General features: G+C 60.9%; 16 protein-coding genes and 1 tRNA gene. 9 read left to right on the top strand and 8 right to left on the bottom strand.

Features of this window, described 5'->3' with window-relative positions:
- Nucleotides 1–103: 103 nt before the first annotated feature.
- The 4 genes from GU3_RS11520 (at nt 104) to GU3_RS11505 (ending at nt 4,491) form a co-directional block, all read left to right on the top strand.
- Complete coding sequence (locus GU3_RS11520) at nt 104–616, top strand: replication initiation negative regulator SeqA (protein ID WP_014292713.1); 513 nt, start codon at nt 104–106, stop codon at nt 614–616.
- A gap of 22 nt (nt 617–638) precedes the next feature.
- Nucleotides 639–2,282: a phosphoglucomutase (alpha-D-glucose-1,6-bisphosphate-dependent) gene (gene pgm, locus GU3_RS11515; RefSeq protein WP_014292712.1), complete on the top strand. Its 1,644-nt coding sequence runs from the start codon at nt 639–641 to the stop codon at nt 2,280–2,282.
- 134 nt (nt 2,283–2,416) lie between these two features.
- Nucleotides 2,417–3,442, top strand: a complete 1,026-nt coding sequence (gene astE / locus GU3_RS11510) for a succinylglutamate desuccinylase (protein WP_014292711.1) — start codon at nt 2,417–2,419, stop codon at nt 3,440–3,442.
- Nucleotides 3,443–3,627: 185 nt separating this feature from the next.
- Nucleotides 3,628–4,491: a hypothetical protein gene (locus tag GU3_RS11505; protein WP_014292710.1), complete on the top strand. Its 864-nt coding sequence runs from the start codon at nt 3,628–3,630 to the stop codon at nt 4,489–4,491.
- An 81-nt stretch (nt 4,492–4,572) separates the two neighbouring features.
- On the opposite strand, the gene GU3_RS11500 is transcribed toward GU3_RS11505, so the two are convergent.
- The gene (locus tag GU3_RS11500) at nt 4,573–5,355 is read right to left on the bottom strand and encodes a hypothetical protein (RefSeq protein ID WP_014292709.1); all 783 of its coding nucleotides are present in this window, start codon (nt 5,353–5,355) and stop codon (nt 4,573–4,575) included.
- A gap of 253 nt (nt 5,356–5,608) precedes the next feature.
- On the bottom strand, nt 5,609–6,157 hold the full coding sequence (locus GU3_RS11495; RefSeq protein WP_014292708.1) for an HPP family protein: 549 nt from the start codon (nt 6,155–6,157) through the stop codon (nt 5,609–5,611).
- Nucleotides 6,158–6,289: 132 nt separating this feature from the next.
- Between GU3_RS11495 and GU3_RS11490 the strand changes: the two genes are divergently transcribed.
- The 3 genes from GU3_RS11490 to GU3_RS11480 all read left to right on the top strand — a co-directional run bounded on the left by GU3_RS11490 (nt 6,290) and on the right by GU3_RS11480 (nt 7,057).
- Nucleotides 6,290–6,490: a hypothetical protein gene (locus tag GU3_RS11490; RefSeq protein WP_014292707.1), complete on the top strand. Its 201-nt coding sequence runs from the start codon at nt 6,290–6,292 to the stop codon at nt 6,488–6,490.
- Nucleotides 6,491–6,542: 52 nt separating this feature from the next.
- Nucleotides 6,543–6,633, top strand: a tRNA-Ser gene (locus tag GU3_RS11485).
- 121 nt (nt 6,634–6,754) lie between these two features.
- On the top strand, nt 6,755–7,057 hold the full coding sequence (locus tag GU3_RS11480; RefSeq protein WP_014292706.1) for a monooxygenase: 303 nt from the start codon (nt 6,755–6,757) through the stop codon (nt 7,055–7,057).
- A gap of 34 nt (nt 7,058–7,091) precedes the next feature.
- Here the strand turns inward: GU3_RS11480 and GU3_RS11475 are convergent, their stop codons facing one another.
- From GU3_RS11475 to GU3_RS11455, 5 genes are all read right to left on the bottom strand, one after another.
- Complete coding sequence (locus GU3_RS11475; protein WP_014292705.1) at nt 7,092–9,671, bottom strand: TRAP transporter permease; 2,580 nt, start codon at nt 9,669–9,671, stop codon at nt 7,092–7,094.
- 122 nt (nt 9,672–9,793) lie between these two features.
- Nucleotides 9,794–10,777: a TAXI family TRAP transporter solute-binding subunit gene (locus tag GU3_RS11470; RefSeq protein WP_014292704.1), complete on the bottom strand. Its 984-nt coding sequence runs from the start codon at nt 10,775–10,777 to the stop codon at nt 9,794–9,796.
- Nucleotides 10,778–10,935: 158 nt separating this feature from the next.
- Entirely contained in the window at nt 10,936–12,072 is a 1,137-nt protein-coding gene (locus tag GU3_RS11465; RefSeq protein ID WP_014292703.1) for a MalY/PatB family protein, read from the bottom strand.
- Nucleotides 12,073–12,134: 62 nt separating this feature from the next.
- A complete protein-coding gene (locus GU3_RS11460) occupies nt 12,135–13,034 on the bottom strand; it encodes a LysR family transcriptional regulator (protein ID WP_014292702.1) in 900 nt (299 codons plus the stop codon).
- A gap of 144 nt (nt 13,035–13,178) precedes the next feature.
- Nucleotides 13,179–13,949 (bottom strand): YciK family oxidoreductase, encoded by a 771-nt coding sequence (locus GU3_RS11455; RefSeq protein ID WP_014292701.1) that lies wholly within the window; start codon nt 13,947–13,949, stop codon nt 13,179–13,181.
- A gap of 147 nt (nt 13,950–14,096) precedes the next feature.
- Here GU3_RS11455 and sohB point away from each other — a divergent pair, with 147 nt between their 5' ends.
- Nucleotides 14,097–15,116: a protease SohB gene (gene sohB / locus GU3_RS11450; protein WP_041543737.1), complete on the top strand. Its 1,020-nt coding sequence runs from the start codon at nt 14,097–14,099 to the stop codon at nt 15,114–15,116.
- A 73-nt stretch (nt 15,117–15,189) separates the two neighbouring features.
- On the opposite strand, the gene astB is transcribed toward sohB, so the two are convergent.
- Nucleotides 15,190–16,524 (bottom strand): N-succinylarginine dihydrolase, encoded by a 1,335-nt coding sequence (gene astB, locus GU3_RS11445; RefSeq protein WP_014292699.1) that lies wholly within the window; start codon nt 16,522–16,524, stop codon nt 15,190–15,192.
- Between the two features lie 325 nt (nt 16,525–16,849).
- Between astB and topA the strand changes: the two genes are divergently transcribed.
- Nucleotides 16,850–19,477, top strand: a complete 2,628-nt coding sequence (topA, locus tag GU3_RS11440; RefSeq protein WP_014292698.1) for a type I DNA topoisomerase — start codon at nt 16,850–16,852, stop codon at nt 19,475–19,477.
- Nucleotides 19,478–19,555 lie beyond the last annotated feature (78 nt).

Genomic DNA, 19,555 nt, shown 5'->3' with positions numbered 1-19,555 from the left:
AGACATCAAGGCCATATTGTTGCTCGGCTCACTCCCGGGCGCAACCCGCTTGGGCCGGGCCCCGGCTCCATGTATAATCGCCCACTCTTCACTGGGAGTGGATATGCCAGAAAAAATGATGAAAACCATAGAGGTGGATGAAGAGCTTTATCGTTATATCGCCGGCAACACCCGGCATATCGGTGAGAGCGCCTCGGACATACTGCGCCGCCTGCTGAACCTGGAGCACCAGACCGAGGGCAGCGCCCGGCCGGCTGCGACCCCTGCCGTGGCTCAGGGGGAAGGCGTGCGCCACATGCTGGAGTCCGGCGCCCTGGCGGCCCAGGATTCCGCCATTGAACGTTTCATGACCATTTTGTCGGTGCTGTACCGGGATAACCCGGCCGCCTTTGCCCAGGCCTCCGACATCAAGGGCCGCAAGCGCATTTATTTTGCCGACTCCGAAGCCGCCCTGCTGGCGGCGGGCAATACCACCAAGCCCCGTGCCATCGAGGGCAGCCCCTACTGGGTGATCACCAATACCAACACCGGCCGCAAGCGCAACATAGTGGCGCAGCTGATGGCCGCCATGGGCTATGCCCACGGCCTGATCGAGCGGGTCAGCCAGAGCATCTGATTACGTCAAGGACTGAAAACACATGAGCACGCACCCCAGAGCGGGCCAGCCGGCCCAGGCCGGCGATCTGGTCAATATTCCTCAACTGATGGCTGCCTTTTACCAGCTGATACCCGACACCAGGGTGGCGTCCCAGCGGGTCGCCTTTGGCACCTCGGGCCACCGGGGCTCGGCCTTCGACACCAGCTTTAACCAGGCTCATATTCACGCCATCTGCCAGGCGGTGGCCGAATACCGCCGGGAGCAGGGCGTTGATGGTCCGCTGTTCCTGGGCATGGACACCCACGCCCTGTCGGAGGCGGCCTTTGGAGCGGCGCTGGAAGTGCTGGTGGCCAACGGCGTTGAGGTACGGGTGCAGCAGGGGGGAGGATACACCCCCACGCCGGTGATCTCTCATGCCATTCTGGGCCATAACCGGACGGGCAGCGGCGGTGTGGCCGACGGCCTGGTGATCACCCCGTCCCACAACCCGCCCCGGGATGGCGGCATCAAATACAACGGCCCCGATGGCGGCCCGGCCAGTGCCGACGCCACGGCGCAGATCCAGCAGCGAGCCAACGAGTTGCTGAGCCAGGCCAATGCCGGGGTGCGCCGGCTGTCCTTTGCCGAGGCCCGTGCCCGTGCCGTGCCCCACGATTATGTGGCCCATTACGTGAACGAGCTGGAGCAGGTGATCGACATGGCCGCCATTCGCGACGCCGGCATTCGCATGGGCGTGGATCCGCTGGGTGGGGCCGGGCTGGCCTACTGGCGACCGATTGCCGAACGCTACGGCCTCGATATTACCGTGGTCAATGAACGCCAGGATGCGGATTTCGGTTTTATGACCCTGGATCATGACGGCAACATTCGCATGGACTGCTCCAGCCCCTGGAGCATGACCGGGCTGCTGGCACTGAAAGACGACTTCGATATCGCCTGCGGCAATGATCCCGATTACGATCGTCATGGCATCGTTGACGCCGAGGGGCTGATGAACCCCAACCATTATCTGGCGGTATGCATTCATTATTTATTTACCCACCGGCCCGGCTGGCAGGCCGACCTGGCCGTGGGCAAGACCCTGGTGTCGTCCTCCATCATCGACCGGGTGGCGGCCAGCCTCGGCCGACCGCTGATGGAAGTGCCCGTGGGCTTCAAGTGGTACGTACAGCCCTTGATGGAAGGCCGGCTTGCCTTTGTGGGGGAAGAAAGCGCCGGGGCGTCCTTTTTGCGAAAAGACGGCGGAGTCTGGACCACCGACAAGGACGGTTTTATTCCCTCGCTGCTGGCGGCCGAGATCCTGGCGGTCACCGGCAAGACCCCGCATCAGTATTATGCCATGCTCACCCATGAGCTGGGCCGGCCTCATTACCGCCGGGTGGATGCCCCCGCCAGCCACGAGCAAAAGCGGGTGCTGACCGGGCTGAACCCCGCAGACGTGCAGGCCGATACGTTGGCCGGCGATGCCATTGTTGCCCGGCTGACCGCCGCGCCGGGTAATGGCGCCGCCATTGGCGGGCTCAAGGTGGTGACAGAGCAGGGCTGGTTTGCCGCCCGGCCCAGCGGAACCGAGGCGGTATACAAAATCTATGCCGAGAGCTTTCGTAGTGAAGCGCATCTGGATCAGTTGATCGCCGAAGCCCGAACCCTGGTCGGCGAGGTGTTTGCCCAGGCCGGCGTTTAAGCCGGAGTACGGCCGCGGCCGGCCTTATTCCGTTTTATTTCCATCTGAACCCGCTCGGTTTTAGACTTTGATACTAAAATCGTGTTGTATTGCATTACAATGTCTTGCAATAAAATGGATTGATGGAGGTATCTGTGAACGGAAGCCGGCTTGCAACTTTTCTTGAGCTCAGCAGAGCGTATCCCTGGCACCTGGCGCCCTTTACCGAGTGGCTACCCGACGGCACCCGCGCCGAGGTGTGGGACACCGGTGTCCTCTGCCTCGAGCCGGACGCTCCAGGCCAGCGGGATCTGGTGATCTCCTGTGGTATTCATGGCAATGAAACCGCGCCCATCGAGCTGTGCGAGCGACTGCTGCAACAACTGGTCACGGGCCGCCTGCGCTGCCGGCAGCGCCTGCTGCTGATTTTCGGCAATCCGGCGGCCATGAACGCCGGAGTGCGGGAGCTGGAAGAAAACCTTAACCGGCTGTTTTCCGGTGCCTATGCCAGGGGCAATATCAGCAACCGCGAGCGGCAGCGGGCGGCGGCGCTGGAAGGTTATGTGACCCGTTTTTTTGCGGCCCGCAGCGATGGCGAACGGCTGCATTATGATCTGCATACCGCCATTCGGCCGTCACTGTACGAGAAATTCGCCGTCTACCCCTTTACCCACGGGGCTCCCTGCCGCCGTGATCAGCTGGCTTTTTTGCAGGCCGCCGGAGTGAATACCGTGCTGCTGTCCCAGGCCCCCACCACCACCTTCAGTTACTTCAGTGCCCGCCACTTCGGTGCCCAGGCTTTTACCCTTGAGCTGGGCAAGGCCAGGCCTTTTGGCGACAACGATTTATGCCGGCTGCAGGCCATGGCGGAGTGCCTGGCGGCGCTGGTGTCCACTCCCGGCTGGCAGCCGCCGGCGGTCGACATGGCCAGGCTCAGGGTGTTTGATGTCAGTCAGGAAATCATCAAGCAAAGTCCGGCGTTTCGCCTTGCGTTCAGCGACGATGTGCCCAATTTCACGGCCTTTGCACCCGGTACCCTGCTGGCCAGCGACGGCGAGCATCACTGGTACGCACAATCCGAAGGCGAAGCCGTGGTGTTTCCCAACGCCGAGGTGGCGGTGGGCCAGCGGGCGGCGCTGATGGTGACACCGGTACGGCTCAGCGAGGCGCAGCTGGTCTGATCAAAGCGGATGGAGTGGGATTTTTTTGAAGTTGATTTCATTTTTGTAAACAAATTGTAGATCTTTAGTGTGTGCATGTGTAATCATTCAATTGCTGAAATGTGGAATACAAAAAGCACAAAAAATATATCATTTTGTATTCATATCAGGATTCACCCTTTGAACCATGTGAAGGAATCACGGTTATGAAGCACACTTGCAAGCGCCTTTTCACCCTGTCTGCCCTGGCCCTGGCCGTTTCTGCTGCTCCCCAGGTGAGCGCCGCCACCTGGTCCGACACCTATATCGGCTATCGCTACGGTACCGAATTCACCGAGCCGGGCAATAAAAAAGATATTGAAAAGCATATTCTGCAACTGACCCACGCCAGCGGTTACACCTACGGCCAGAACTTTTTCAACCTGGATCTGTTGCAGTCCGATGAAAATGATCCAGCGAACGGAAATGGTAATGATGGCGCGCTTGAAGCCTATCTGACCTACCGTCACCAGCTGCACCTGGGCAAGGTGTTCGACGCCGATCTGAGCTTTGGCCCGGTAAAGGAAGTGGCCATGACCGCCGGTTTCGATCTCAACACCAAAAACACCGCCTTTGCGCCGCGCAAGCAGTTGCTGGTGGTGGGCCCGACCCTGAAGTTCGGCCTGCCCAAGGGTTTTGCGGATCTGAGCCTGTTCTACGCCTATGAGCGTAACCATTGTGGTTTGGGGGCTCCGGTATGCGATGAAGCAGAAGATTTGAGCTTTGATCCTTACTACATCGTCAATCTGGCCTGGGGCATTCCCTTTAATGCCGGCCCGGTCCCCATGAAGTTCCAGGGCTTTGGTAACTACAACGGCGCCAAGGGTAAGGATTACGGCGGTAATGAAACCAAGCCGGAAGTGCTGGTGCGTACCTCGCTGATGGTGGACGTGGGTCAGCTGGCCTTTAACAGCAGCAACACCCTGTGGGCCGGTGTGGGTTATGAGTACTGGGACAACAAGTTCGGTAACCACGGCAAGCCCGGAGTGGACACTCGCGCGCCGACCTTCCAGCTGGAATACCATTTCTGAGCCGGTATTGCCTGACGGACTAAACAGGTTTCCTGTGTAATGAAAAAAAGAGCGCTTCGGCGCTCTTTTCTATTTTTGGGTTCAGAAACGCCAGACCGCCAGGCCCTGCACTGCGCTTTCGGTGACCGAGCTGCCGTACTTGTTGTGCCAGTACTGGTATTCGATGCCCACAAACAGTCGCTGGGGATCATTGAACAGGGTTTTGCCCAGGTCGTAGCGCAGCTGGGGCTGGGCCAGTACATGGGCCTTGACCTTGTCACCAAACTCGTTGGTGCGGCTGCCAATGTATTCCACATGGCCTTCCAGGCTGAAATCGTGGTTGCCCATGCCAAAGGGGAAGGCCCAGGCGGTATCCAGCATCCAGCTGTCCCCCTCTCTGGGCGCGCCGCCCCCCGATACGCCCACGTTATCATCGATGTAGGCGGTGATCAGGGTGTTGAAGAAGGCGGCACCGGGCACGTCCAGGGCCAGCTGTATGCCGGGCAGGTATTTGCGGACCTTGCTGTCGCCGCCGGCGTTGACCCCCATCACGATGCCAACATCTTTCACCGGGCCAACGCTCAGCTCCTTGCCGCTGATTTTACCCAGGCTGAAGTTGAAATAACCTTCGCCATACCAGTCGCGCTGGCGCTGATCGTCCTTCCAGTCCGAATAATCAATGAAGAAGAAGTTGTCGCCATACTTCCAGCCACTGGCATGCTGCAGGGTGTAGATATTGGTGGTGGATTTTTGATCCGGATTGGCACTAAAAGGCTGCTGCTTGAGGTCGCCCAACTGGTATTGCAGCTCGGTGGTGCTCCAGTCGGCAGCCAACGCCGGGGTACCGGCCATGGTCACCAGCAACGCTAAGGCGGATTTCTTCATTATGACTCCCTGTTCTTTGTATGCATTTTGAGTGGTAAGTGAAAACAAAAGATTGCCACTGCGTGTAACATTTGCGGCACAGGAATGTTACATATGCGTTGCGCCCCTTGTTGTGATCGGGATCATAAATTTCGGTATATTCTTCATATGAAGATTCTTTTTATGGAATTAGTTTGTGGGTGTCCAGGGAGGGAAGGCCGGCGTGATCAGGAGAGCTCGGCAATAAAAAAGGAGCTTTTCAGCTCCTTGTCGGTCAGTCGGCGAGGGTACTGCTGTTTGCCGTCCGAGAGGGCGCGGGGGCGTCCTGGTGTTCCTTGGACTGGCTTGCCTTGGGACCAAACGGATAGCGTCTGTGGGTAAAGATATAATGATAGGCGCTGGCAAAGCCCACCATAAAGAGGGTGCCGGCCAGGGTGGGCAGAATAAAGTCGAGGGGATCCAGCTGGGCTGCCGACAGATAAATCAGAATGGGATTGGCACCGGCGGGCGGATGCAGGGTGTCGGTCAGCACCATCAGGGTCAGGCTGAGACCAAAACACAGACCCAGCCCCAGCACGGGGTCGGGAAACAGTGCCAGCCCCGCCACCGTCAGGCAGGTGGTCAGCAGGTGCCCCAGGATCACGTTCTTGGGGCGAGACAAGGGCGCCGAGGGTAACAGCAACAGCAACACCAGGGTGGCGCCCATGGGGGCACTCAGCACCATGAAATGGGTCCAGTCCTTCAGGTAACTCAGACAGATAACGGCTACAAAGCCGGCTAGGCCGGCGAGACTGGCAGCGCGGAGACGGTGTTTAAAGTGCATCGAGACCTCGTTGGTATGGGATTTTTTATTATCTATGCTTATAAAGCGAGCGGTTAAAGTGTATTTATAATGCATATAAAATAAAAGTCATCCCTGATGAAAAATGGGCATAACTTATGCGAAGGAGGGGGTATGAGGGAGCACGAATCCCTGCGCAAGGCGCTGGCCTGGCTGACGGAGCAACCGCATATCAACCGGGAAGCCATTGCCGACGCCAGCCGGCATTTCGATCTGTCCCCACTGGATGAACAGTTCCTGCGGGACTATTTTCTCAAGCCGCCACGGGACGAACCGTCAAAAAATGCGCAAAGTGATGATTTGAAAAGCAATTGAGCCCATGCCCCTTTACAGCACAAGGCCGGGGACAGTATGATTCGCCGGGTCAGGAGGGGTGGCAGAGTGGTTGAATGCACCGGTCTTGAAAACCGGCGTGGGTTAATAGCCCACCGTGGGTTCAAATCCCACCTCCTCCGCCAGACCAACAAAAAGCCCGGGTTTTTGCCCGGGCTTTTTGTATTTGAGCGGCAGGGAAGTATGGCCGTTTCCGTCGACCTGGTTTAAATTCAGGCTTTGCTTATTTATACCGAGGTGACCGGAATGAAAACCATACTGCAGATCGATTTTCCCTTCAGCGGCCCCTTTGGCGAAGAGATGGCCCAGGCCATGGCCAGGCTGGCCCAGTCCATCGCCGAAGAGCCGGGCTTGCTCTGGAAAATCTGGACTGAAAATGCCGACACCAATGAAGCGGGCGGCATTTATTTATTTGAGGATGAAACCCGGGCTCGCCGCTATCTGGAAAAACACAGCGCCCGCCTCGAGAGTGCGGGGGTGACCGGGATCCGCAGCAAGGTGTTTGCCGTTAACGGGCCACTGACCGCCCTAGATCACGGCCCCGTGTAATAAAAAACGCCGGCCATCATGGCCGGCGTGGTCGTTATGTTGTCTGCGCCTGACGGCGCCGGCGCTGTAGCCAGGCCACCAGCCCGGTCAGGGCCAGGGCCGGAATAAACATCCATTCCTTGTCGGGGCGGTCCGAGGGCCGTTGCAGGGCTTTGATCTCCAGATCGAAATCCACGCCCAGGCGTTCGGCCTGGCTGCCGAAGTCCACCATGTCGATGATCACCTTGTCGCCGTCGCTGCGCAGGCTGCTGATGCCGGTGCTGGCCAGGCGGTCGGCCGCACTTTGCCGGCTGGCATCAAAGTTCAGCTTGACGATTTTGCTCACCGGCTCACCAAACAGATTGTTGCCGCCCAGCTGCAGAATGATCGACTCGCTGGCGGGCAGGCTCTCCACCACTTGCTCCCACTGGCTGGCGTCGTACTGCGCCATGGGCGGGAACAATTTGTCCCAGAAAAAACCGGGCCGGAACAGGGTAAAGGCCACCAGCAGCAGCGCCAGTGTCTCCCACCAGCGGCTTTTGACCAGCCAGAACCCCTGGGTGGCGGCGGCAAACAGCAACATGGCCCCGAGGGCGCTAAGGATGGTCAGCAGCAGTCCGCCCCAGCTTTCAATGCCCAGCAACAGCAACTGGGTGTTGAAAATGAACATAAAGGGCAGAATGGCGGTGCGAATGTCGTAGGTAAACCCCTGAATACCGGTTTTGATCGGATCGGCCTTGGCAATGGCGGCGGCGGCAAAGGCGGCGAGCCCCACCGGTGGCGTGTCGTCCGCCAGTATGCCGAAATAGAACACAAACAGGTGCACGGCGATCAACGGTACGATAAGCCCGTGCTGGGCCCCCAGGTTGACGATCACCGGCGCCATCAGGGTGGACACCACTATATAGTTGGCGGTGGTGGGCAGGCCCATGCCCAGCAGCAGGCTGATGACGGCGGTAAAAATCAGCATCAACAGCAGACTGCCGCCGGAGATGAATTCCACGAACTCGGTCATCACCAGGCCGATGCCGGTGAGGGTGACCGTGCCCACCACGATGCCGGCCGCGGCGGTGGCCACCCCGATGCCAATCATGTTGCGCGCCCCGGTCACCAGTCCCATAAAAAGATCAAAGGCGCCTTCCGTCAGCATGCCCTCGGATGGCTGCTTGCGGAACAGGGCCTTGAGCGGCTTGTGGGTGACCACGATAAACATCATGAACAGGGTGGCCCAGAAGGCGGACAGGCCCGGCGACAGCCGCTCCACGGTTAGGCACCATACCAGCACCACGATGGGCAGCAGGTAGTACATGCCCGACTTGAAGGTGGGGCCGGGCTCGGGCATGTGAATGTCCGGGTTGTCCGGGTCATCCATGGCCAAGTCCGGCAGCCGGGCGGACCAGGCCACCAGCGCCAGGTAAATGATCAGCGCCAGGGCACTGAGTACCCAGGTGGCGAGCGGGCCAAACAGGGTCTTGGTCCAGCCGATGCCGTAATAGATGACGGCGGTGATCACCATCAGTCCAATCGCCATGGTCAGAAAACCGAGCAGGCGCTGGGCCAGGGTCTGATGGCGGCGTTGCTGAAGGGGCTGCATGCCGGCCTTGACCGCTTCCAGGTGCACGATGTAAATCAGGGCGGCGTAGGAGATCAGCGCCGGCAGTATGGCCGCCTTGATCACCTCGATATAGGAAATGCCCACGTATTCCACCATCAGGAAGGCGGCGGCGCCCATGATCGGCGGGGTCAACTGGCCGTTGGTGGAAGCGGCCACTTCCACGGCACCGGCCTTGGTGGCGGGAAAACCGACCCGTTTCATCAGCGGTATGGTAAAGGTGCCGGTAGTGACCACGTTGGCGATGGAGGAGCCGGACACCAGCCCCGACAGCCCCGACGACACCACCGCCGCCTTGGCCGGGCCGCCACGCAGGTGGCCGAGCAGGGAAAACGCCAGCTTGATGAAATAGTTACCGGCCCCGGCCCGCTCCAGCAGGGAGCCGAACAGCACGAACATGAACACGAAAGAGGTAGACACCCCCAGCGCCACCCCGAATACCCCTTCGGTGGTCAGCCACTGGTGGGTGACGGTGCGGGCCAGGCTGGCGCCTCGGTGAGCGATCACCTCCGGCATCCAGGGGCCGGCAAAGGTGTAGAACAAAAAGAGCGCGGCCACCACCATCAGCGGCGGCCCCAGGGCCCGGCGGGTGGCCTCCAGCAGCAGCAGCATGCCGGCGCAGGCCACCACCAGATCCTGCATGATGGGCAGGCCCGGCCGACCGGCCAGCTCCCGGTAGAACAGAAACAGGTAAGCGGCACAAAAGGCGCCGGCCAGGGCCAGGGCCCAGTCGTGCCAGGGAATGCGGTCCCGGGGCGAATGCTTGAGCGCGGGAAAGGCGGTAAACGACAGAAACACCGCGAACGCCAGGTGAATGGAGCGGGCTTCGGTATCGTTGAAAATACCGAAATTGAACATAAAGGGCAGAGGGGAGACATACCACAGCTGGAACAGGGCCCAGCACAGGGGCACCAGCAGCAATATCCAGTGGCCAAACCCGGTGGGATGCCGGCCGCCGGTGTCGGCCTGCGCCAGCATGTCTTCCAGCTTTTGTTGGGTGTTGTCCTGAGGCGGGTGGGACATGGACTTTTCCTCCGAAGGTCAGGGATACACAGCGAGCCGGGGCGGCAAGAGTCATGCTTGCCGCCCCGGATACTTCCTGACCGAAACAGTGAGGGAAGCGGACTTCCCCGATGCAGGGCCGGTTACTCTACCAGGCCGGCTTCCTTGTAATACTTGAGGGCCCCTGAGTGCAGGGGGGCACTCAGGCCGTCCTTGACCATTTCCTCTTTTTTGAGACTGGCAAAGGCCGGATGCAGGCGCACGAACTGGTCGAAGTTGTCGAACACCGCCTTGGTCAGCTGGTAGATCTGCGCTTCCGGCACCTTGGCGCTGGTGACCAGGTTGGCGCCCACGCCAAAGGTATGCACGTCTTCGTCGGCGCCAGTATACTCGCCGCCGGGAATGGTGATGTGACGGTAATAGGCGTTGTCGGCGATCAGCTTGTCGATCACTTCGCCCTGTACCGAGACCAGGTTGGCCTCACAGGCGGTGGTGGCTTCCTTGATGGAGCCGTTAGGGTGGCCCACCACGTAGACGAAGGCATCGATGCGGTTGTCGCACAGAGCCTGGCCGTGCTCTGCCGGGCGCAGTTCGGAGACCAGGCTGAAGTCGTCCTGGCTCCAGCCATAGGCCTTCATCAGCACTTCCATGGTGTCGCGCTGGCCGGAGCCGGGGTTGCCGATATTGACCCGCTTGCCCTTGAGATCTTCAAAGGTAGTGATGTTGGCATCCTTGCGCGCCACTATGGTGAGCGCCTCGCCGTGCAGGGCGAAGATGGCACGCAGATCCTCAAACGGACCCTGTTCGGCAAAGCTGCCTTCTCCTTTCAGGGCCTGGTATTCCAGATCCGACTGGGCAATGCCCACTTCCAGCTCGCCGGAGCGCAGGGAGTTCAGGTTGTAGGGAGAGCCGCCGGTGCTTTCCACCGAGCAGCGAATGCCGTGCTCGGCCCGACCCTGGTTGACCAGGCGGCAGATGGCGCCGCCGGTGGGATAATAGACACCGGTAACGCCACCGGTACCTATGGTGATAAAACTCTGCTCCACTGCCATGGCACCGGAAACCCCGGCACCCAGGCCAAGTGTCATGACCGCCGCTGCACCACTGATGGTTTTTTTGATCGACATAATTCCTTTTCCTTGTCCGTAGGTTCAACAGTCGTAGTTATTTTTAGCTAAGCCATTCAAAGATAGCAAAAAATGACTCCGCAAGGCGAGGGGGGATAGTGTCTTTTGAGTACCTGGTAGGAAAGTGGCCGGCAGCAGGGGCATGCCGGCCACAAGGGTCAGCGGCTGTTGATGGCGGCAATCATGCGGTGCAGGGCCTCGTCGAGCATGGCCCGGGGGCAGCCGAAGTTCAGCCGGACGAAATCGCTGCCGCCAAACTGGCCACCGGGGGAGAGCCCCACGCCGGCCTGCTCAAAAAAGCCGATGGGGTCGTCCAGCTTCAAGGCGCTGATGTCAATCCAGGCGAGGTAGGTGGCCTCGGGGGACAGCACACGCACCCCGGGCACGCCGTTCAGCCGCTCTACCAGCAGGTCCCGGTTCCGGCGCAGGTAGTCGAGCTGGGCCTGCAGCCATTCCTCTCCATCGGCATAGGCGGCTTCGGCGGCCACAAAGCCGAGCAGGTTGACGTCGGCCATGATGCCGCGGGCGGCGCGAATAAAACGGGTGCGCAGCTCGGGATTGGGCACCACCGCAAAGGAGCAGCACAGGCCGGCGATATTAAAGGTTTTACTCGGTGCCATCAGTATGATACTGCGATCGGCGGCGTCCTCGTTAATGGCGGCATAGGGCAGGTGGGGCTTGCCCTTATCCAGCAGCAGATCGCAGTGAATTTCATCGGAGCACACCACCAGGTTGTGGCGCTGGGCGATGTCGTTAATCGCTTCCAGCTCCTCGCGGGTGTAGATGGTGCCGCCCGGATTGTGGGGGTTGCAGAACAGCAGCAACTCGCTGTCCTTGGCCTGGCGCTCAAGGGATTCGAGGTCCAGCAGCCAGCGGCCGTCCTTTTCCACCATTTCCACATGGGCGGCCTTGCGACCGTGAAAGCTGGGGGCGTGCAGAAACGGATAGTAAATGGGCTTGGGCATCAGAATATGGCTGCCCGGCTCGCTGAAGGTCTGGCAGGCCAGGTTCAGCGCCGGTACCACGCCGGGCATGTAGACCAGCCAGTCGGCTTCAATGTGCCAGCCATGGCGCTCGCGCATCCGCTCGATAATCAGCTCGGTGAGGGCCGGGGTAGGGCGGCTGTAGCCGAAAATGCCGTGCTCGACCCGTTCGCTCAGGGCGTCAATCACGGCGGGGGGAGCCTTGAACTCGGTGTCGGCCACCCACATGGGCAGAATGTCGGTGCCTTCGTATTTCAGCCACTTGAGGGCGCGGGTAGGACGGCGGTCTATCCACTGGTCGAAATCAAACATGCGTGAATCCTTGTCAACTGCGAGCCCAAGAGCATAAGGAAGCGGGCCCGGGCTGGCAAGGCTCAGGCAAGTTTCTCGGGTTCGCTGTGCTCGTCGTAGTGCTGGCGGATCAGGCTCAGCAGCAGGCTGGCGGCCGGCCCCGGCGGGGTGGTGCCGGGCAACACCAGATGGGTGAAGCGCTTGCGCAGGGCCTGGTTGGCCATGTTGAGACGCACCAGAATGCCATCGTTGACCATGGGGGAAACCACGTCCAGGGGCAGCCAGGCAAAACCGACTCCCCGGCGCAACAGCGACAGGGCATCGTGCAGGTGGTTGATGATCCAGCGCTGCTCGGCCCGGGCCCAGCCCTCTTCCTGCTCATTGCCGTCGGCCAGCACCAGCTCCAGCTGTTGCTCCAGATCGGTCTGGCCCACTTCCTCCAGTGCCGCCAGTGGGTGGCCTGGCGCGCACACCGGCACATAGACGGTGGTGGCCAGGGGCAGCGAGGTCATATTGGGATAGGCGCGGGAGGCAAACACCATGTTGGCGGCCTGCTGGTTGATCACCGTCTGGCAACCGGAAGGCTGGGTTTCCACCAGGTGAATGCGGCAGCCCCGGGAGCGGGGCCGAAACTCGGCCAGGGCCTGGTACAGCGGTGCCCGGGGCAGGGAGGCTTCCACCACGATGCGCAGCACCGGCTCCCAGCCGCTGGACAGAATATCCGCTAGCCGCTCCAGGCTTTCCACGTCCTGAGTGAGCTTGCGCGAGCGGCGCAGAAACACTTCCCCCTGGGGCGTGAGGCAGGCCTTGCGTCCGCGTACTTCCAGCAGGGCGAGCCCCAGCGCCTGCTGCAGTTTGGCCACCGCATGGTTGAGGGAGGACTGGCTCTTGTTCAGTTTTTCCGCCGCCTGGGCGTAGCCGCCAAAGTCGACCACCGCCTGAAAGATGCGCCACTGCTCTACCGTGCTTTTGGGACGATACATGGATGAATGCCTGCCTTGGCAATGCCGTTACGGGACCTTGGTCCGGCCCCTTGTTATTGGTGTCAGCTTCAGTTTTAGCCGATTTTACCGCGGCTGTCAGCACGGGTGTCAGCACGGCGGTAAGCACGGCGGTAAGCACGGCGGTCAGCGCTGGGCGGTCTGGCCGGAGATGCGGTCGGCCTGGGCGTCAATGGACTGGCCGTTGACCGCCTCGCTGTCGTGGCCCATCAGATAAAGGTAGGGGCCCATGATGTCGGCGGGCGTACGCAGGCTGGACGGTGCTTCGGCCGGGTAGGCCCGGGCACGCATCTGGGTGCGGGTGGCCCCCGGATTGATGCAGTTGGCGCGCACGCCGGTATCGGCCAGCTCGGCGGCCAGCACCTGCATCATGCCTTCGGTGGCAAACTTGGAAATGGCATAGCTGCCCCAGTAGGCCCGGCCCTGTTTGCCCACCCCGGAGCTGGTGTAGATGATGGCGGCGGGGGTGCTGTCCTTGAGCAGGGGCAGCAGGGCCTGGGTCATCAGGAACTGGGACTTGACGTTGACCTGCATCACCTTGTCCCATTCGTCTTCGCCAATCATTTCAAAGGGGCCCAGCACGCCGAGATGACCGGCGTTGAACAGCACACCGTCCAGGCGGCCGAACTGCTGGCGCAGGGTGGCGGCCATGTCCAGGTAGTTCTGTTTGGTGGCACCCTGCAGATCCAGGGGAATGATGGCCGGCTCCGGGCTGCCCTGGGCCAGCAGTTCGTCGTACACGGCTTCCAGTTTCTTGACCGTTTTGCCCAGCAGCACCACGGTGGCGCCGTGAGCACCGTAACTCAGGGCGGCCTGACGACCGATGCCGTCTCCGGCGCCGGTCACCAGAATGACCTTGTCTTTGAGCAGATCGGATGAAGGATGATAATCGAGCATGTGCCTTGTTCTCTGTGCGCAATGTCAGTGTGCGCCGATCAAACCAGACTCCGGGGCACGATGCCAGTACCGAAAGCAAAAAAGCCGATTGGTGTTCCTGTTTGAGGCTTTTACAATGACGCCAACAGCAGCTGAGGAGAACGCATGGTGGAGTTTTTATACGAATATGGCCTGTTTGCGGCCAAGGCCCTGACCTGGGTGGCGGCGGTGGCGGTGATCATCGCGCTGGTGGCCGGGGTGGCGGCCAGGCAAAAACAGGAGGCCGATAGCATCAAGGTCAAGGACTTGAGTGCAGCGCTGCGCCGTCAGGCCCGGCGGTTGCGGCTGGAAACCGCGGTGACCGAGGCGGATCGCAAGGCACTGAAGCAGGAATACCAGAAGGCCGACAAGGCCGAAAAAAAACAGGGGGATCAACGCGCCCGCCTGTTTGTGCTCGATTTCAAGGGCAGTATGGATGCCCATGAAGTGGCGGGGCTCAGCCGGGAAGTGACCGCCCTGCTGCAGCTGGCCGAGCCCGGTGACGAGGTGCTGGTGCGGCTGGAATCCGGCGGCGGCGTGGTGCACGGCTATGGCCTGGGCGCCGCCGAGCTGCAACGGCTGAAAGGCCACGGCCTGAAGCTGACGGTGGCGGTGGACAAGGTGGCTGCCAGCGGCGGTTACATGATGGCCTGCGTGGCCGAGCGCATTATCGCCGCGCCCTTTGCCATCGTCGGCTCCATCGGCGTGGTGGCCCAGCTACCGAACTTCAACAAGTTCCTGAAAAACCGGGATATCGACATCGAGTTGCACACCGCCGGGGAATACAAGCGGACCCTGACCCTGTTCGGGGAAAATGACGAGCACGGCCGGACCAAGTTTCGCCAGGAGCTGGAGGTGATCCACCAGCGCTTTAAATCCTTTATCGCCGAAAACCGGCCGAAGATGGATCTGGAGCGGGTGGCCACCGGCGAGCACTGGCTGGCCAGCGATGCTCAGGACCTGGGGCTGGTGGACAGCCTGCAGACCAGCAGCGACTACCTGCTGGCCCAAAGCACCGACAAGCGCATTATCAGTCTGCAGTTCAAGCCGAAACCCAGGCTGAAGGACAAGCTTGGCAAGGCGGCGGAAGCGGGGGTCAGCCGGGCACTGATGAAGCTGTACGAGGCCGGTCAGCGTCCCTTTGGCTGATTAAAGCCGGGAATAGGGAATAGGGAGCAGGGAATAGTGATTAGACTTTTGCCCCATTCCCCATTCCCCGATGTTACCGCTGAAACGGATACACGGAACCCAGTGCAAGCAGTTGCGTGAGTTCGTCCAGGGCGGTGCGGGACTCGGTCAGCAGCGCCGGATCCCGCAGATCGTCCGGGCTCAGCCGGTCCCGGTAGTGGCGGTTTACCCAGTCGGTCAGGCGCTGGTGCAGGCGCTCGTCGAGCAGGCAGGCAGGGTTCACCGCCGCCAGTTCCGCGTCAGACATGGCCACCCGCAGGCGCAGGCAGGCGGGGCCGCCGCCGTTTTGCATGCTTTGTTTCACGTCCATAAAGCGCACTTCCTGTATCGGCGTATGCATGGTGGTCAGCCGCTCGAGGTAGCGTTTGACACTGGGGGTCTCGGCACACTCGGTGGGGGCGATCAGCGCCATATGGCCGGGAGCCAGGGTCACCAGCTGGGTGTTGAACAGGTAGCTGCTCACCGCATCCGCCACCGGTACCTCGTCGTCCCTTACCTCGATAAAGTGCATCTCGGTATCGGGCAGCTTGCGCCGGATTTCGTCCTGCATGGCCGGCGTGTCGACAAAGGCCTGCTGGTGATAAAACAGCACATTGCCGTTGCCCACGGCAATCACGTCGTTGTGAAACACCCCCTGGTCGATCACCGCCGGGTTTTGCTGTGTAAAAACCGTGTTGTGCTCACCCAGCCCATGCAGCCGGGCCACGGCCCGGGACGCTTCCAGGGTCTGGCGCGCCGGGTAGCGGCGCGGGGCGGGAACATCGGGCCGGTGGGCGCTGCGTCCATACACAAACAACTCAAGCCCCCGGTTATTATCGTCATGCAGCCGGTTGTGGTTGGCCGCCCCCTCGTCGCCGAAATCCTCGTGGGCCGGCAGGGCCGGGTGGTGACAAAAGTAGGTTTCGTCGGCAAATACGCGGCGCAGCAGGCGTCCGGTGACCTCGTGCTCCAGAGAGCGGTGAAATTTGTTCACCAGGTTGGCGGGGGTGAAATGCACCCGGCCATCCTGAGTGTCGGCGCCGGGCGAGACGGTGGCAGCGTTGGCGGTCCACATGGCGGACGCCGAGCAGCAGGCGGCCAGCAGCAGCGGCTCTTCGCGAAAGGCCTGGTCCAGTACTTGCGAATCGGAGCCGGTAAAGCCCAGCCGGCGCAGGGTGGCCATGTCCGGTCGCTCCTGGGGGGCCAGCACGCCCTGTACCAGGCCCAGGTCGGCCAGGGCCTTCATTTTATCGAGTCCTTGCAGGGCCGCCTGGCGCGGGTTGGAGGTGCTTCTGGCGTGCTGCCCTGAGGCCACGTTGCCCCAGGACAGGCCGGCGTAGTTGTGGGTGGGGCCAACCAGGCCATCAAAGTTTGCTTCCCTATTCCCCATGATAATCTCCTTTTATATTGGGTTTATACCCACAGAAACATCGGATATGGCCATTATATTTGGGTTTTATGCCAGGTTGTAACTCAAAAGTTACAATGAAAACCGGCGGGGGAATAATGATGCATAAAAAGCGGGCGAACAGGCAGGGAGGGTAAAAAAGCAGTTGATTCCTGCCCATAGGAGGGCGTTAATAAATAAATATAAATTCACCGAAATTTTTTCAGGCCCGGACCCGGCAAGTTTGCTTTTTACCGTTATATCACTTATACAGCCGTGATTACCGTGCCGTCGACCAGCCCGAACCTTAAGGATTTCAACGCGCTTTATGAGCAAATCTCTCGTTATTGTGGAATCGCCCGCCAAGGCCAAGACCATCAACAAGTACCTGGGCAGGAACTACGTGGTCAAGTCCAGTGTCGGTCACGTTCGCGATCTGCCGACCGCCGGCTCTGCCGGCGGCAAGAAGCCCGCTGCCCGCAAGACCGACACCAAACAGCTGAGTCCAGAAGAAAAGGCCCGTCTGAAAAAGGAAAAGGAGCACAAGGCGCTGATCGCCCGCATGGGGGTGGATCCCGAACACGGCTGGAAGGCCGATTATCAGGTGCTGCCGGGCAAGGAAAAGGTGGTGAGCGAGCTGCAGGCCCTGGCGGAAAAGGCCGATACCGTTTACCTCGCAACGGATTTGGACCGCGAAGGGGAAGCCATTGCCTGGCACCTGAAAGAGCTGATCGGCGGTGACGATTCCCGTTTCAAGCGAGTGGTGTTTAACGAAATCACCAAGTCGGCCATTCAGGATGCTTTCAGCCAGCCGGCGGAGCTGAACCTGAACCGGGTCAACGCCCAGCAGGCCCGGCGCTTTCTCGACCGGGTGGTGGGCTACATGGTGTCGCCGCTGCTGTGGAAAAAAGTGGCCCGGGGCCTGTCCGCCGGCCGAGTACAGTCGGTGGCGGTGCGCCTGATTGTGGAAAAGGAACGGGAGATCAAGGCCTTTGTACCCGAAGAATACTGGGACATTCAGGCCGCCCTGAGCAACGAGCAACAGCTGGCACTGTCGATGATGGTTGCCAAATATCAGGGCAAGGAGTTTCGCCCGACCAACGAAGCCGACGCCATGGCGGCGGTGACCGCCCTGCGTGCCAGTTCCTTTGAGGTGGCGTCCCGGGAAGACAAGCCGACCCAGAGCAAACCGCCGGCGCCCTTTATTACCTCCACCCTGCAGCAGGCGGCCAGCACCCGGCTGAGCTTCGGGGTCAAGCGCACCATGATGCTGGCCCAGCGGTTGTATGAAGCCGGTTACATCACCTACATGCGTACCGACTCCACCAACCTGAGCCAGGAGGCGGTGGCCTCGGTGCGCGACTTTATCGAACAGCACCATGGCAGCGCCTATCTGCCCGAGTCGGCCAACGTTTACGGTGCCAAGGCCAATGCCCAGGAGGCTCACGAGGCCATTCGTCCGTCCGACGTGACCCTCTCCGCCGACCAGCTCGACGGCATGGAGGCCGACGCCAAGCGGCTGTATGATTTGATCTGGCGCCAGTTTGTGGCCTGCCAGATGACCCCGGCCCAGTACGACAGCAGCACCATCACGGTGCGCGCCGGCGACTATGAACTCAAGGCCCGGGGCCGCATTCTGCGCTTTGCGGGCTGGACCAGGGTGCTCAGCCCCCAAAGCCGCAAGGGGGAGGATACCGAGCTGCCGGCGGTGCAGGCGGGTGAAACCCTGAGCCTGAACGAGCTGACCCCCAAGCAGCATTTCACCAAGCCGCCGGCCCGCTTTACCGAAGCCGCCCTGGTGCGGGAGCTGGAAAAGCGGGGCATCGGCCGGCCGTCCACCTATGCTTCCATTATTTCCACCATTCAGGACCGGGGCTATGTGAAGGTGGAAAGCCGCCGCTTCTACGCCGAAAAAATGGGGGAGATCGTGGCCGACCGGCTGCAGGAAAGTTTTGCCGAGCTGATGAACTACGACTTTACCGCCCAGATGGAAAGCAAGCTGGATGAAATCGCCGGCGGCAAGCTTGACTGGACTCAGGTGCTCGATGCCTTTTATGCCGAATTTAGTGACGAGCTGGAAAAAGCCGAGCAACCGGCGGAAGAAGGCGGCATGCGCGCCAATCAGATGGTGCTGACCGACATCGACTGCCCGGCCTGTGGCCGCAAGATGGGTATTCGTACCGCCACCACCGGGGTGTTTCTGGGCTGCTCCGGCTACGCCCTGCCACCCAAGGAGCGCTGCAAGCAGACCATCAACCTCATTCCCGGTGATGACTTTGTGCTGGCCAACGACGAGGAGGCGGAGACCGATGCCCTGCGCGCCAAGCATCGTTGCAGCAAGTGCGGCACCGCCATGGATGCTTATCTGATCGACGACAAGCGCAAGCTGCATGTGTGCGGCCAGAACCCGGACTGTGACGGCTACGAGCTGGAGCAGGGCCAGTTCAAGCTCAAGGGCTATGAAGGCCCGGTGATCGACTGTGACCGTTGCGGCGCCGAGATGCAGCTCAAGAGCGGCCGTTTCGGCAAGTACATGGCCTGCACCAGCGAAGCGTGCAAGAACACCCGCAAGATCCTGAAAAATGGCGAGGTGGCCCCGCCCAAGGAAGATCCGGTGCACCTGCCTGAGCTGCCCTGCAGCCAGTCCGATGCCTATTTCGTGCTGCGGGACGGCGCCGCCGGTCTGTTTATGGCCGCCAGCAACTTTCCCAAGTCCCGGGAAACCCGGGCCCCGCTGGTGGAAGAGCTGGTCCGCTTCAAGGATCGGCTGCCGGCCAAATTCCGCTACCTGGCCGAGGCGCCGACCGAAGACCCGGACGGCAACAAGGCGGTGGTGCGCTTCAGCCGCAAAAACAAGGAACAATACGTGATGACCGAGGTCAATAAGAAAGCGACCGGCTGGACCGCCCACTACGTGGACGGCAAGTGGCAGCAGCACCAGAAAGGCAAGAAATAACGACGGACGGGGCCCGGCCTCGACCGGGCCCGGATTGCCAGGCTCTTGAGCACAGGGAATCAGGTGCGATGATTTCAG

The sequence above is a fragment of the Oceanimonas sp. GK1 genome, from assembly GCF_000243075.1.
In the GTDB taxonomy this organism is placed as follows: Bacteria; Pseudomonadota; Gammaproteobacteria; order Enterobacterales; family Aeromonadaceae; genus Oceanimonas.
Note: the sequence above shows the minus strand (reverse complement) of the source record. Positions and strands in the feature narration are given on the sequence as shown.

What these genes read in the sequence shown, in the direction of transcription:
- GU3_RS11505 (WP_014292710.1), top strand. Translation starts at nt 3,628, where the DNA reads ATGAAGCACACTTGCAAGCGCCTTTTCACCCTGTCTGCCCTGGCCCTG.
- GU3_RS11495 (WP_014292708.1), bottom strand. Translation starts at nt 6,157, where the DNA reads ATGCACTTTAAACACCGTCTCCGCGCTGCCAGTCTCGCCGGCCTAGCC.
- GU3_RS11520 (WP_014292713.1), top strand. Translation starts at nt 104, where the DNA reads ATGCCAGAAAAAATGATGAAAACCATAGAGGTGGATGAAGAGCTTTAT.
- GU3_RS11480 (WP_014292706.1), top strand. Translation starts at nt 6,755, where the DNA reads ATGAAAACCATACTGCAGATCGATTTTCCCTTCAGCGGCCCCTTTGGC.
- GU3_RS11455 (WP_014292701.1), bottom strand. Translation starts at nt 13,949, where the DNA reads ATGCTCGATTATCATCCTTCATCCGATCTGCTCAAAGACAAGGTCATT.
- astB (WP_014292699.1), bottom strand. Translation starts at nt 16,524, where the DNA reads ATGGGGAATAGGGAAGCAAACTTTGATGGCCTGGTTGGCCCCACCCAC.
- GU3_RS11490 (WP_014292707.1), top strand. Translation starts at nt 6,290, where the DNA reads ATGAGGGAGCACGAATCCCTGCGCAAGGCGCTGGCCTGGCTGACGGAG.
- topA (WP_014292698.1), top strand. Translation starts at nt 16,850, where the DNA reads ATGAGCAAATCTCTCGTTATTGTGGAATCGCCCGCCAAGGCCAAGACC.
- GU3_RS11460 (WP_014292702.1), bottom strand. Translation starts at nt 13,034, where the DNA reads ATGTATCGTCCCAAAAGCACGGTAGAGCAGTGGCGCATCTTTCAGGCG.
- GU3_RS11470 (WP_014292704.1), bottom strand. Translation starts at nt 10,777, where the DNA reads ATGTCGATCAAAAAAACCATCAGTGGTGCAGCGGCGGTCATGACACTT.
- pgm (WP_014292712.1), top strand. Translation starts at nt 639, where the DNA reads ATGAGCACGCACCCCAGAGCGGGCCAGCCGGCCCAGGCCGGCGATCTG.
- GU3_RS11465 (WP_014292703.1), bottom strand. Translation starts at nt 12,072, where the DNA reads ATGTTTGATTTCGACCAGTGGATAGACCGCCGTCCTACCCGCGCCCTC.
- GU3_RS11475 (WP_014292705.1), bottom strand. Translation starts at nt 9,671, where the DNA reads ATGTCCCACCCGCCTCAGGACAACACCCAACAAAAGCTGGAAGACATG.
- GU3_RS11500 (WP_014292709.1), bottom strand. Translation starts at nt 5,355, where the DNA reads ATGAAGAAATCCGCCTTAGCGTTGCTGGTGACCATGGCCGGTACCCCG.